Source organism: Chromobacterium sp. INPA-IVC (assembly GCF_059047085.1).
Genome location: NZ_JBTNLS010000015.1, coordinates 1 through 12,524 on the forward strand (window position 1 = coordinate 1; position 12,524 = coordinate 12,524).

Sequence of the window (12,524 nt, forward strand, 5' to 3'; positions counted from 1 at the left end):
GGACACGCCTTCTTCGCCATCCAGGCTTTGCGGCAGCAGCTGCTCGGCGGCGACCTGTCCGCTGCCCAGCTCCAGGGTGAGCAGGCGCTGGTCTTGGTTGAAGGCGGAGGCGAAGGAGGAAAGTAAGCTAGTTAGGTCCATGATCGGCAGCAGAAGAGGACGTTCAGCCCTGCACTTTATAAACGTTGGAGGAGAGTTGCAGCGTGGCGTCGAAGGTGACCGGCGGGCGGTGCGGATGCACTTTGAGCACCGCGTCGACACGGAAGCGCAGATGGCGCTCCATCTCGCGGGGTGCGTCCAGGTTGACGCGCACGCGCGACAGCCGCGGTTCATGCAACTCGATCGAGCGGCGCAACTGCTCGCGCAGCAGTTCGCGGTCGTCCGGGTTCAGCAGGCTGATGCCGGACAGGTCCGGAATGCCGAAGGTGAGCAGGCTGTCGCGGGCCAGGGGAAAGGACTCCATCAACTCGTCCAGCGGCATCAGCCGGGTGTTGAGCAACGCTTCCAGGTCACGTGCTAGCGCCCGTTTGAACTGGGATAGTTCAAACAGGCTGATCGACTCGATGTGGCTCTGGTCCGGCTCGTCGTCCAGCAGCCGATCCAGCACCGAAGGCAGGATCTGCGCGTGGCGGGCGACGCTCATAGGCCGAATAGGGACGAAGCCTGGCGGGCAAGCATCCAGCGGAGGCCGACGAAGATGCCGGCGCCGACGATGGCCAGCAGCGCGAAGTACAGCCACAGTGGCAACTCGTGGCGGACAAAGGCCTGGAAGCGTTGCGGCAGCTGCCAGTTGGGCGCGAAGTCGGCCTTGCCGCCGCGCACCTGCTGGATTTCCTGGCCCAGCTTGTGGGTCAGGTAGCCCAGTTTTTCCTGGCCTTCCAGCAGGTATTTGCCCTGGAAGCCCAGCAGCAGGCAGGTGTAGAAAACCTCCAGCGGCTCGATGTTCTCGGCCGGGCTGTTGCGCAGTTGCTCCAGGCGGTTGAAGAAGCCTTCGCCGGCCAGATGCTCGCCGAACAGGCGCAGCTGCAGCGGCATGCGTTCCCACTCGTCGCGCAGCGCGAAATCGGAGGACAGGATGATCTCGTCCATCAGCGCGCAGAATGCGTATTTCGCATGGCTGATGGCGTTGTTGTCCTTGCTGAAGTTGCGCGCGTTGCGCTCGAACTGGCCGAGGAAGTGGTCGACGCGGCGGTTGAATTCCACCGCGCTGCTCGGCGCGTTGCCTTCCTTCAGCAGGAACAGCAGGTAGATGCCGTCTTCCAGCATCTCGCGCATGGATGGCGCCGCCGGGGCGGAGACGGCGATGGCGCGTTCAGGGGTTTGGGTGCTTGCTTGGTTCATGGTGTGCTCAGCGGAAGACCGCGATCAGTTCTATCGAAATATTGGCCAGGGTTTGCGGGATATAGATGCAGACGCTGCGCGATTGCAGCATGCGGCTGTAGATCTCGCTGCCCGGTTCCAGCGCGAAGTAGTGGTTGCCCACCCGCACCGGTATGGCGGACGGCGTTTGCGCCGAGTGGGCCAGGCTGACGCCGCGCATCGCCGAGTTGAGGATGCGTTCCACATCGTCCGGCGCGCCGATCTTCAGCTTGAGCGGCACGTTGTCGATGATGTAGCTGGCCGGCTGGTCGCTCTGCACCGACAGGTAGAAGTCCACGTTTTCCAGCAGGCGGTCGCTTTCCAGGCGGCCGATATGGAAGGACGGACGCGGCGAGTGCAGCGGGATGACCTTGTAGCGCGCGGAAACCACGGTTTCCAGCAGCTCGCGGATCTGCAGATCCAGCGGCGGGAACACTTCATGCAGCTTGTCGTGACGATAGCCCGGGATATCGGATAGCGTGTACAGCGTGGTGAAGGTCTGCAGCTCGCCGCAGAACTCGGACAGCGCCATGTACAGCTCTTCCGGATGCAGCGGCTGGCATTGAGACAGATGGCGCAGGCGCGCGAAATTGCGATTGACCGTGTGCAGCAGCCAGAAGGAGCTGATGTCGGCGGAGCCGAACTCCATCACGCTCTTGGCGCGCTCGCGGTGGGCGCCGGCAAGCGACTGGCTCTTCACCAGCAGGATGTCCAGCAGGCGGCGCAGCATCTGCATCATCTCGGTGGAGCCTTCGATGGCCAGCAGCGGCGGCAGGAATTCGCGGCCCACTCCCCATTGGCCGGTGGCGTCCTTTTCCAGCTGGCACAGCGGGATGGAGTCGTAGCCGTCGCGGTTTTCCTCTTCCAGCATCAGCTTGACGTCCAACTGCAGCGTGGACAGATCGGCGGCCAGCGCCTGGGTGTACAGATCGGACACCTCGCGATGGTCGCTGTGGAAGCGGGTAGGGCGGGCGCTGGCCTCGCCGTTGCGGGTATTGCCGCCATAGGGCTGCAACTGGGCCAGGCAGGCGTACAGCGTGGTCTTCACGCCGGCCTGCGGCATCGAGGTCAGATCGCGGCTCAGCGGCAGCGGGGTGTGGGCGGGCGCCTGAAGCAGCGTGCCATCGCGAAACAGCAGCGTCAGCTCGTCCACGCGAACGAGACCGCCCTTCAGCGCGGCTTCGTCTAGCGCCAGCCGCTGCACGCCCCAGGCGTGGCGGTGGGTCAGCTGCAGCAGGCTGGCTTGGGCCTGTTCCTGGAACAGCGCGTGCTGCTGGAAATGCTGCGGGCGAAGGAACATGCCTTCGCCCCATAGGATTCTTTGTGCTTGAAGCATTACTGCTTGAACCTCGGCATGGGTTGGTCGCGGTGGAGCCGCGTGGATTAGTTGCGGGAAGCCGGGCACTCGACCGCGCCGCTCTTGGGCTGGTCGGGCAGTTGCAGGGCTTCGGGCTTGATCGCCTGCAGGTAACAGTCTGCGACCTTGAATTTCAGGTCTTTGCTACGCACGCGATTGGCGTCATATAACAAGCGCCAGAATTGCAGGTTGGGCTGTCTGAAATATCCAATCACGCCGACGAAATTAGCGCCCTCGTCAATAGTGATATCCATTTCCTGTTTACCGCCGGGAACGAATAACAGCTCCTTGCGAGATAATACGGAAGAGCCAAGCACATTCTCAATTGGTTTACCACTGGCCAAAAGGTCAGGTGTGAGTAATTTGAATTCCTGATCGGATTTCAATTGGTAAACCTGAACCACGACGGATAGCGGTTTTCCGTGTTTGTCGCGGTTCAACATCTGGCTGGCTTCAGTGCTGAGCGTGATATTCTTTGGGCCTCCGCAGCCGCCGAGCAGCGGCAGCGCCAATGCTGCGAAGATCATGCAAGTTTTTTGCCAGTGCTTAGTGAAGTCCATATAATCCACACCCAAATAGTGGTTCATTCTACAGAATTTGCCAGTGAGGAGTCAGAGAAACCCTGTCTGGTTTTGAAAGGGCACTTGACTTCTTTGCAAATCAAATCAAGCATATCGCGTATTTTGTCGGTTCATCAATCGTTTGTTTTTTATAAAAAATTCCAATGATGTTTTTCGTGCCGCTGATTGTGGCCGGTATCGTTCTTCTATTGCTGTGGCTCGGCTGGCGGTTTTTTCTCGGCGGAGCGCAGCTCCAGGTGGAGCGGGCGACAATCGCAACCCCAACGGATCTGGCGTGCGAGCCGGTAGACATTCCGGCCGTCGAAGCGCCCCCTTCGCGCCGGCTTTCCGGAGCCGGAGGCGTCTTCGCCTGGATGAGGGCGTGGCCGGTGGGAATGCTGCTGCCGATGCTGGCGCTGCCGCTGGTGGCGGCAGTTGTGGCAATAACGTTGCACTTTGGCGGTTATCACAAGGATCCGCAGTTCGTGCCCGGCGAATATGCGCATGGCAACCAGATTCGCCAAGCGCTGCTGGAGGAGAAACTGGTGCCGCCGCTGCCGCTGCCGCCCAGCGCTTTCGTCGACGCGGTGGCGGAAAAGCCGCAGTTGGCGCTGGATAAGGCCGACCGAGACTGGAGCCGGATGGATCCCGCTTTCGTCCAGGATGTGCTGAGAGTGATGGAAAGAATGAAGGCGCGCGGCTTTCCGATGGTGTTGCTCGAGGGATACCGCAGCGCCGAGCGCCAGAACAGATTGGCTGGCGGCAGCACCAAGGTGACGCAGGCCAAGGGCGGGGAAAGCAAGCACCAGTATGGGCTGGCGGCCGACCTAGCGCCGGTGCGGGGCGGCAAGGTGGTGATTTCAGAGCGGGATCCATGGGCGATGCAGGCCTACAACGCGTTGGGCGAAGAGGCGCAGGCGGCCGGCTTGACCTGGGGCGGCGTGTGGAGTTTCCGCGATTACGGCCACATCGAGCGCGCGGGTTCGCTGCGCGCACTGTTGGCGCAGCGCAACAAAAAATGATTTCAGCTTCTAAGGGAAGGTAAATTCGGTGTTACACAAAGGTTGGCTACGGAATGCCAAGGTGGCGTCGGCCATCGGATTCTTGATCTTGATCGCGCTGATCTGGTGGCTGGGCCCCTGGCTGGGCCTGAAATCTGTCGAAGCGCGGCTGGGCTGGATCGTGGCGGTGATGATCGTATGGGTGCTGGCGCTGCTGATAGGCCAGGCGCTTGGCCGCCGCGCCAGCGGCATGCTGGAAGGCATGTTGCGGCGGCAGGCTGACGATGCTGTGATCAACGCCAGCGCCGACAAGCGCGCGGAAGTGACGTTGCTGCGGCAGCGTCTGCTGGGCGCGATCGACACGTTGAAGAAATCCAATCTCGGCAGCGCCCGCGGCAGCGCGGCGCTGTATGAGCTGCCCTGGTACATGATCATTGGTCATCCGGCGGCGGGCAAGAGTTCCGCTATTTTGCAATCCGGCCTGAGCTTTCCGTTCAGCGACAAGAGCGGCATCCAGGGCGTGGGCGGCACGCGCAACTGCGACTGGTTCTTCTCCACCGAGGGCGTATTGCTGGATACCGCAGGCCGCTACGCGACCGAGAGCGAGGACCGTACCGAATGGCTGGCCTTCCTCAGGTTGCTGAAGAAGCACCGCGCCAAGGCGCCTGTCAACGGCATCATGGTGGCGATCAGCCTGCCGGAACTGGCGCAGCACAATAGCGAGGGCTTCGTGCTCTACGCGCGCCAAGTGCGCGAGCGCATCCACGAGGTGTGCAATACCTTCGGCCTGATGGTGCCCATCTATCTGGTGTTCACCAAGCTGGACCTGCTGGGCGGCTTCGCCCAGTTCTTCCACGAGGCGGGCGAGGAGGAGCGTTCCCGGGTCTGGGGCGCGACGCTGTCCGCCGACCAGGGCACCGGCTTCGACGCCGGCGCCGTCGTGGCGCAGCAATTCGAGCAGCTGTACCGCGGCCTGGTGCAGATGGGTGAGGAGAAGCTGGTGGGCGCGCGCGGCGACGCGGTCAAGTCCGCCCATTTCGCCTTCCCGATCGAATTCCACGGCCTGCAGGAGGCGGTGGTGAAATTCGTCCGCCTGCTGTTCGAAGAGGACCCGTACCATTCCCGTCCGCTGCTGCGCGGCTTCTACTTCACCAGCGCGCTGCAGGAAGGCGTGCCGCGCATCGTGACCGCCGGCCGCGTGCAAGGCCAGTTCGACTTGTCTTCCGCCGGCATGGACAAGCATCAGGCGCCGGCCTCGTACAGCTACTTCCTGCGCGGCCTGTTCCGCGAAGTGCTGTTCCCCGACCAGCACCTGATCTTCCAGCAGACCAAGCCCAGCGGCAGCCGCTGGCGCTTGGCCGGCATGGTGGCCGGCCTGGTGACGCTGGCCGCGGTGGCGGGCGCTTGGACCTGGTCTTTCGTCGGCAACCAGCAGATGATCGCCCAGGTGAACGCCGAGCGCGCCCAGGCGCAGAAGCTGGCCGCGTCAGGCCAGTTGTACGACCGCCTGAACGGCCTGCTGATCCTGCAGCGCCGATTGGAAGAACTGCAGACGTATCGCCGCAACGGCGAGCCGTGGCAGATCGGTCTGGGCCTGTATCAGGGCGAAGAGCTGGAGCGCAATCTGCGCAAGGCTTATTTCGCCGGGCTGAAAGACGTGATGCTGCGCCCGGTGCAGAAAAACCTGGAGACCACGCTGGCCGCGCTGAAGCCTGGCGCGGTGCAGCCGGTGGCGGTGACCCAGCCGCCCAAGCCGGAACCCAAACCCGAAGCGAAGCCCGCTCCGGCGCCGAAACCGGCCAAACCGTACAAGCCGCGTCCCAAGCACGGCCTGCCGAACATCCAGCTGGGCGCGTTGGAAATGCCGCAGCGGGCGACCACAGGCAAGCTCGACGCCTCCGCGCCGACGGCGGGCGAGGCCGCAGCGGAAAGCGGCCAGCCGCAGAAGTCGCAAAAGCTCGACGTCGCCTACAACGCGCTGAAAACCTATCTGATGCTGCATGACCGCCGCCGGATGGAGGACGCGCACTTGGCTGACCAGCTGCCGCGCTACTGGCGTCCGTGGCTGGAAAGCCAGCGCGGCGAGTATCCGGTCAGCGAGGTGATGGGTCAGGCCGAGAAGCTGGTGGCATTCTACGTCAGCCAGATCAAGGAGCCGGATCTGCCCTTGATCGACAACGACGTCAAGGTCGTAGCCGACGCCCGCGACGTGCTGCGCGGCTCGTTCAAGCAGCTGTCCGCCCAGGAGCGCGTGTTCAACGAGATCAAGGCGCGCGCCAACACCCGTTTCGCGCCGCTGACCGTGGCCCGCATTCTGGACAACCGCGACATGGACATCATGGCCAGCAGCCAGATGGTGGAGGGCGCCTACACCCGCGAGGCGTGGAACACCTATGTGCGCGCGGCCATAGACGAGGCCAGCAAGGGCACGATACGCAGCGACGACTGGGTGTTGGCTTCCAGCACTCAGGACGATCTGGGCAAGGACGGCGACGTGGAGAAAAACCGCGCCGCGCTGGAGGCGCTGTACCGGTCTCAGTACATCGCCGCCTGGCATAAATTCCTGGCCGGCGTGGTGGTGCGCGACATCGCCAATCCGGCGCAGTCGGCTTCGGCGATGACCCGTCTGGCCGACAAGCAGAATTCGCCGATCAAGCTGATTCTGGCGCGCGCGGCCCAGGAGACTTCCTGGGACAATCCGTCGGAGTTGAACCGCTCGCTGGAAACCGCCAAGCGCTCGGTGTTGGAGAAAACCACCGAGTTCTTCAAGAGCGGCGACACGCAGGCCGCGGGCAAGAACGAGAAGCAATATGGCGTGGTGGGTGCCCATTTCGCCGGCGTGGCTACGCTGGTCAAGGGCGACAACTCGCCGATCAACAGCTACCTGGACCAATTGGCCAAGCTGAAAGTGAAGATGGCCGCCATCGCCACCACCGACGAACCCGGCCCGCAGGCCCGCACCGCGTTGCAATCCACGCTGAACGGCTCCGGTTCCGAACTGGGCGACACGCTGGCCTATGTCGACAATACCCTGCTCAACGGCGCGACGCCGGATACCGTGGAAATGGTCCGTCCGATGCTGGTGCGCCCGCTGTCGCAGTCGTACAGCGCGCTGCTGGGCCCGGTGGCGCAGGACATCAACCAGGCCTGGGCCAACGAGGTGCTGCCGCAGTGGAGGCTGCTGGCCAGCAAGTATCCGTTCAGCGATTCCAACAGCAGCGCGTCGGTGGCTGACATCAGCCGTTTCGTCAAAGCCAATGACGGCACGCTGGACAAATTCATCAACAAATACCTGACCGGCCTGGTGCAGAAGAAGGGCGACGAATTGGTGCCGCGCGCCTGGGGCAATCAGGGCGTGCGCTTCAACCCGCAGTTCCTCAGCGGCGTCAGCAACCTGATGGCCTTGGCCAATACCCAGCTGCAGGATGGCGAGAACAGCCGTTTCGAGTTGCAGCCGCTGCCGACGCCGGGCCTGTCCGAGATCGTGCTCAGCATTGACGGCCAGGAGTTGCGCTACCGCAACGGCCCGCAGCAATGGCAGCCGTTCAATTGGCCGGGCACCAACGGCGAAGGCGCGCGCATCCAGGTGGTCAACTACGCCGGCGCCAGCACGGTGGTGGGCAACCAGTCCGGCCGCATGGGCCTGATGCGCCTGCTGGCCGGCTCCAAGGTCAGTCAGGAAGGCGACGGCGCCGCCCAGCTGACCTGGACGCTGCCCAAGGGCAGCGGCGCCGAGGGGCAGACCGTTCGTTTCAATTTCCGCATGCTGGGCGGCGTCAATCCGCTGCAGTTGAACCGCCTGTACAAACTGACGTTGCCCGAGCGCGTGACGTTGTAATGGAGAGATGAACGGCATGCCGCTCAATTTCAAGCGCACCCAGGAGGTGCCACCGCAGTTCTGCATTTTCGGCAAGTTGCCGCGGCGCGCCGATTTCGTGCGCGTCAACGCCACCCACCCGGCGGCGATGCAATTGGACCAGCTGTTGGCGCAGAGCCTGCAGCGGCTGGAGTTCACCGAGGAAGCCACGCGCGACTACCTGGCCATGCCGCCGACCTCCTTCGTGCTGCAAAGCCGCGACCACAATTGGCTGTCGCTGGGCGTGATCCAGCCCAGCCGCGACGAGGGCGGCCGCAACTATCCGTTGGTGGCGGCCTCGCTGGTGGCGGTCGATCCGGCCTTGCCGTCCACTGCCATCCTGCTTCTGGCCAATGAGTTGTTCTTCACCGGTCTGAAGGAGCAGCTGTCCAGCGCCATCGAGAACTCGGTGGAAATGCTGGCCTGCAAGCAGTTTCTGGAGGAGCAGCTGCGCTTCGGCGCCTCGTCGGTGGCCGACATCGACCTGGCGCAGCAGCTGCTGGAGAAGCACTTGTCGGTGACTACCGCCGACGTGCTGTCGCGCAGCCTGAGCGCGGCCGGCCGCGGCGATCTGGAGTCGGTGCTGCTGGCCTTCGTGTTCCATCACCGGTTGCTGAAGAAATTCCGCGACAGCCTGCCGGTGCAGGCCTATGCGCTGCCCTTGCCGGCGGTGGAGGGCGACAACGTGCTGGCCGCGGTCACTTGGCTGGCGCTGTACCACGCGGCTACCGACAACGGCGCGGCGCTGGAGCAATGCCTGATCGTGCGCCGGCCGGAGGGCCATTTCCTGGTGCTGTTGCCGGCGGGTTTGAACGAGCAGATCGCCAGCCAGTGCTGGGGCGCGCCGCTCGATTCCAAGCATGTGGTGGATATCGACGATGTGAAGGCGCCGTGGCGCAATCATCAGTCCTACGCCGAAGCGGCCTATGTGCTGGGGCGGCAATTGAACGATCCGGGCCTGTCTTTAGCACAGTTGCGAACCGTTCTATCCAGTCTCGCGCGCAATATTGCGTAGCTTAGTTTTGAACCTTTTTGAATAGAGAAGAGCCATGGGCAAGGAAAGCACTCAGAAAAAACTGTCGAGGGTCCGTCCGCCTCGCGTGCAGATCACCTATGACGTCGAGATCGGCGACGCGATCGAAACCAAGGAGCTGCCGTTCGTGCTGGGCGTGCTGGGCGATTACTCCGGCCACAGCAAGGAGCCGCTGCCGAAGATGAAGGAGCGCAAGTTCGTTCAGGTCGACCGCGACAACTTCGACGAGGTGCTGAAGGGCATGGCGCCTCGCCTGGCGATGAAGGTGGACAACGCGCTGAAGGATGACGGCACCCAGCTGGGCGTGGAGCTGAATTTCGAAAACTTGTCCGACTTCGAGCCGCAAAACGTGGTGCGCCAGATCGATCCGCTGAACCAGCTGCTGGAGGCCCGCACCCGTCTGGCCGATCTGCGCAACAAGCTGGCCGGCAACGACAAGCTGGAAGAGCTGCTGGACGAAGTGGTGCGCGATACCGAGAAGCTGCGCCAGATCGGCGGCAAGAAAGAAGGAGACGAGCAGTGAGCGCGGAATTGCAACAACAGGCGGCGCCGGCCGCGGCTGACGGCGTCAGTCTGCTCGACAGCATCATCGAGCAGAGCCGCATCGCCACCAACGACAGCGAAAAGAGCCACACTCGCGATCTGATCGGCGAGCTGGTCGACCAGGTGCTGCAAGGCAGCGTCACCGTCTCGCGCGACCTGTCCGCCAGCATCGACGCCCGCATCGCCGAGATCGACAAGCTGATCTCCGACCAGCTGAACAATGTGATGCACCATGCTGAGTTCCAGAAGCTGGAAGCCTCGTGGCGCGGCCTGAACTACCTGGTGATGCAGTCCGAGACCAGCACCCAGCTGAAGATCAAGGTGCTGAACGCGTCCAAGAAAGACCTGGTCAAGGACTTCAAGGCGGCCGCCGAGTTCGACCAGAGCGCGCTGTTCAAGAAGATCTACGAAGAAGAGTACGGCACCTTCGGCGGCGCGCCTTACGCCGCGCTGGTGGGCGACTACGAATTCACCCGCCACCCGGAAGACTTCTACCTGCTGGACGAGCTGTCGCACGTGGCAGCCTCCGCCCACGCGCCGCTGATCTCGTCGGCCGATCCTGGCCTGTTCGGCCTGGAAAGCTTCGCCGACATCGGCAAGCCGCGCGATCTGGCCAAGATTTTCGATACCGTCGAATACGCGAAGTGGAAGTCCTTCCGCGAATCGGAAGACTCCCGCTATGTCGGCCTGGTGCTGCCGCACGTGCTGGGCCGCCTGCCGTACGGCCGCGACAATGTGCCGGTCGAGGCATTCGACTTCGAAGAGAACGTCGACGGCAGCAACCACGACAAGTATCTGTGGACCAACGCCGCTTACGCTTACGCCGCGCGCCTGACCGACGCCTTCGCCCAGTTCGGCTGGCTGGCGGCCATCCGCGGTGTGGAGGGCGGTGGCCTGGTGGAAGGCCTGCCTGCCCACACCTTCAAGACCGACGACGGCGAAGTGGCGCTGAAGTGCCCGACCGAGGTGGCGATCACCGACCGCACCGAGAAATTGCTGTCGGACCTCGGCTTCATCTCGCTGGTGCACTGCAAGAACACCGACTACGCCGCCTTCTTCGGCGGCCAGTCGGCGCAGAAGGCCAAGACCTACAACACCGACTCGGCCAACGCCAACGCGCGCCTGTCGACGCAGCTGCCGTACATCTTCGCGGTTTCCCGCATCGCGCATTACATGAAGTCCATCATGCGCGACAAGATCGGCAGCTTCGCCTCGCGCCAGAACGTGCAGGACTACCTGAACACCTGGCTGGCCCAGTACGTGCTGCTGGACGATTCCGCCAGCCAGGAAGCCAAGGCCAAGTATCCGCTGCGCGAAGCGCGCGTCGACGTGGTGGAGGTTCCGGGCAAACCGGGCGTCTATCGCGCCGCCGCCTTCCTGCGTCCCCATTTCCAGCTCGACGAGCTGACGATTTCTTTGCGTCTGGTGGCAGAACTGCCGCAACCGGCTGGCTAACGCGACGCATTGATTATTTGGGGGAGTCCCGCCCCCATTTTTTTGAACCTTGTTTAAGGAGAAGTACAGATGGCTTTTGATGCATTTCTGAAAATCGATGGCATTCCTGGTGAGAGCGGCGACGACAAGCACAAAGACTGGATCGAAATCCAATCGTTCAGCCACAAGCTGGAACAACCGGCTCAGGCTTCCGCCAGCACCGCCGGCGGCGCTACCGCCGAACGCGTGAACCACGGCGTGTACGAAATCACCCACTTCCTGGACAAAGCCAGCCCGAAGATCTACGAAGCTTGCTGCACCGGCAAGCACATCAAAGAGATCACCATCGAGCTGTGCCGCGCAGGTGGCGACAAGGTGAAGTACATGGAAATCAAGATGGAACAAGTCCTGATCTCCAAGGTTGAGCCGCATGGTTCCGCCACCGACAGCGGCTTCCCGGGCGAGAAGGTCAGCTTCAGCTACGGCAAGATCAAGTGGACCTACACCCAGCAGAAGCGCGCCGACGGCGCCGGCGGCGGCAATGTCAGCGCCGGTTGGGACCTGACCGCGAACAAAGTCATCGCCTAATTCCAGCAATGGAATCCAGACCCGCCCGGCCCCGGGCGGGTTTTTAAGTTTTTTATCACTTGGGGAAAGTCGCTATGAAACGTTTGTTGATCGCCGTGGTTGTCGCCTTGTCTTGCGCTGCCTGCAAAACGGCGCCGACCAAGGAGCAGGTGGAGGCCAGCAAGGCCGTCGCCGCCGCCAATGATGCCAAGGCGCAGATTGCCAAGCAGGCTGCCGCCAACTACGCGGCCGACGCTACCCTGGTGCCGTTTGAAAAGATGGACGCCAAGCTCAATCCGGTGGGCGAGGCTCAGCTGGACCTGTTGCTGCCCAAACTGAAGACCGCTAAATCCGTTCTGATCCGCGGCCATTGCTATCGCCGCGATATCGGCAACGCCAAAGCCGCGTCCCAGACCCGCGCCGCCAATGTGCGCGAATACCTGGTGAACGCCGGCGTGCCGTCCAGCAGGATCACCCTGCGTTACGACACCGAACGCCCGGTGCATGGCGTGCGCCTGGTCGTCAGCGACTGATAGATGCTGTGAAACTGCCGCCCCGTTGCCGCATCTCCGCCGATATCGGCGTGAGTTCCACGGAGCGGCATCAAAGAATTCAGATACAACGATAACGGATAGATCGCGCCATGGACCTTAGCACTCTGCTTTCCTCCTTCGCCTCCGCCTTCAATCAGGACCAGCGCCTGCTCACCCTGGAGCTGGGCAGCGGACAGGTCGCCGCCGAGCAGCTGCTGCCGCAAAGCCTGGATGGCGAAGAAGGCGTGTCCAAGGCCTATCGTTATCAACTCACCTGCCTG

The 12,524-nt window shown here is 62.9% G+C and carries 11 protein-coding genes; 7 read left to right on the forward strand and 4 right to left on the reverse strand.

What is annotated here, in order from left to right; genetic code table 11:
• Positions 1–163: 163 nt before the first annotated feature.
• The 4 genes from tssE to tssJ are packed head-to-tail and all read right to left on the reverse strand — an operon-like array spanning position 164 to position 3,303.
• Complete coding sequence (gene tssE, locus ACX17K_RS21800; RefSeq protein WP_166439979.1) at positions 164–643, reverse strand: type VI secretion system baseplate subunit TssE; 480 nt, start codon at positions 641–643, stop codon at positions 164–166.
• The gene (icmH, locus tag ACX17K_RS21805) at positions 640–1,341 is read right to left on the reverse strand and encodes a type IVB secretion system protein IcmH/DotU (RefSeq protein WP_347370031.1); all 702 of its coding nucleotides are present in this window, start codon (positions 1,339–1,341) and stop codon (positions 640–642) included. Before icmH ends, tssE begins: the two co-directional genes overlap by 4 nt.
• A gap of 7 nt (positions 1,342–1,348) precedes the next feature.
• Positions 1,349–2,695 carry a type VI secretion system baseplate subunit TssK gene (gene tssK, locus ACX17K_RS21810; protein ID WP_493776411.1) on the reverse strand — a complete coding sequence of 449 codons (1,347 nt, stop codon included), beginning with the start codon at positions 2,693–2,695 and terminating at the stop codon, positions 1,349–1,351.
• A 47-nt stretch (positions 2,696–2,742) separates the two neighbouring features.
• On the reverse strand, positions 2,743–3,303 hold the full coding sequence (gene tssJ / locus ACX17K_RS21815; RefSeq protein WP_493776412.1) for a type VI secretion system lipoprotein TssJ: 561 nt from the start codon (positions 3,301–3,303) through the stop codon (positions 2,743–2,745).
• 137 nt (positions 3,304–3,440) lie between these two features.
• Between tssJ and ACX17K_RS21820 the strand changes: the two genes are divergently transcribed.
• The 7 genes from ACX17K_RS21820 (at position 3,441) to ACX17K_RS21850 (ending at position 12,243) form a co-directional block, all read left to right on the forward strand.
• On the forward strand, positions 3,441–4,298 hold the full coding sequence (locus ACX17K_RS21820; protein ID WP_493776413.1) for a M15 family metallopeptidase: 858 nt from the start codon (positions 3,441–3,443) through the stop codon (positions 4,296–4,298).
• 61 nt (positions 4,299–4,359) lie between these two features.
• On the forward strand, positions 4,360–8,115 hold the full coding sequence (gene tssM / locus ACX17K_RS21825; RefSeq protein ID WP_493776414.1) for a type VI secretion system membrane subunit TssM: 3,756 nt from the start codon (positions 4,360–4,362) through the stop codon (positions 8,113–8,115).
• 16 nt (positions 8,116–8,131) lie between these two features.
• Positions 8,132–9,148, forward strand: coding sequence for a type VI secretion system-associated protein TagF (gene tagF, locus ACX17K_RS21830; RefSeq protein ID WP_493776415.1), 1,017 nt, complete (start codon positions 8,132–8,134; stop codon positions 9,146–9,148).
• Between the two features lie 34 nt (positions 9,149–9,182).
• Positions 9,183–9,689 (forward strand): type VI secretion system contractile sheath small subunit, encoded by a 507-nt coding sequence (gene tssB, locus ACX17K_RS21835; protein ID WP_493776416.1) that lies wholly within the window; start codon positions 9,183–9,185, stop codon positions 9,687–9,689.
• Positions 9,686–11,164 carry a type VI secretion system contractile sheath large subunit gene (gene tssC / locus ACX17K_RS21840; protein WP_166439973.1) on the forward strand — a complete coding sequence of 493 codons (1,479 nt, stop codon included), beginning with the start codon at positions 9,686–9,688 and terminating at the stop codon, positions 11,162–11,164. The genes tssB and tssC overlap by 4 nt, the downstream gene beginning before the upstream one ends.
• A 69-nt stretch (positions 11,165–11,233) precedes the next feature.
• The gene (locus ACX17K_RS21845) at positions 11,234–11,731 is read left to right on the forward strand and encodes an Hcp family type VI secretion system effector (RefSeq protein ID WP_021475346.1); all 498 of its coding nucleotides are present in this window, start codon (positions 11,234–11,236) and stop codon (positions 11,729–11,731) included.
• A 74-nt stretch (positions 11,732–11,805) separates the two neighbouring features.
• The gene (locus ACX17K_RS21850; RefSeq protein WP_021475347.1) at positions 11,806–12,243 is read left to right on the forward strand and encodes an OmpA family protein; all 438 of its coding nucleotides are present in this window, start codon (positions 11,806–11,808) and stop codon (positions 12,241–12,243) included.
• Positions 12,244–12,524 lie beyond the last annotated feature (281 nt).

Bases quoted from the DNA above. Each gene is read 5' to 3' on its own strand.
- tssE (WP_166439979.1), bottom strand. From the start codon at position 643: ATGAGCGTCGCCCGCCACGCGCAGATCCTGCCTTCGGTGCTGGATCGG.
- icmH (WP_347370031.1), bottom strand. From the start codon at position 1,341: ATGAACCAAGCAAGCACCCAAACCCCTGAACGCGCCATCGCCGTCTCC.
- tssK (WP_493776411.1), bottom strand. From the start codon at position 2,695: ATGCTTCAAGCACAAAGAATCCTATGGGGCGAAGGCATGTTCCTTCGC.
- tssJ (WP_493776412.1), bottom strand. From the start codon at position 3,303: ATGAACCACTATTTGGGTGTGGATTATATGGACTTCACTAAGCACTGG.
- ACX17K_RS21820 (WP_493776413.1), top strand. From the start codon at position 3,441: ATGATGTTTTTCGTGCCGCTGATTGTGGCCGGTATCGTTCTTCTATTG.
- tagF (WP_493776415.1), top strand. From the start codon at position 8,132: ATGCCGCTCAATTTCAAGCGCACCCAGGAGGTGCCACCGCAGTTCTGC.
- tssB (WP_493776416.1), top strand. From the start codon at position 9,183: ATGGGCAAGGAAAGCACTCAGAAAAAACTGTCGAGGGTCCGTCCGCCT.
- ACX17K_RS21845 (WP_021475346.1), top strand. From the start codon at position 11,234: ATGGCTTTTGATGCATTTCTGAAAATCGATGGCATTCCTGGTGAGAGC.
- ACX17K_RS21850 (WP_021475347.1), top strand. From the start codon at position 11,806: ATGAAACGTTTGTTGATCGCCGTGGTTGTCGCCTTGTCTTGCGCTGCC.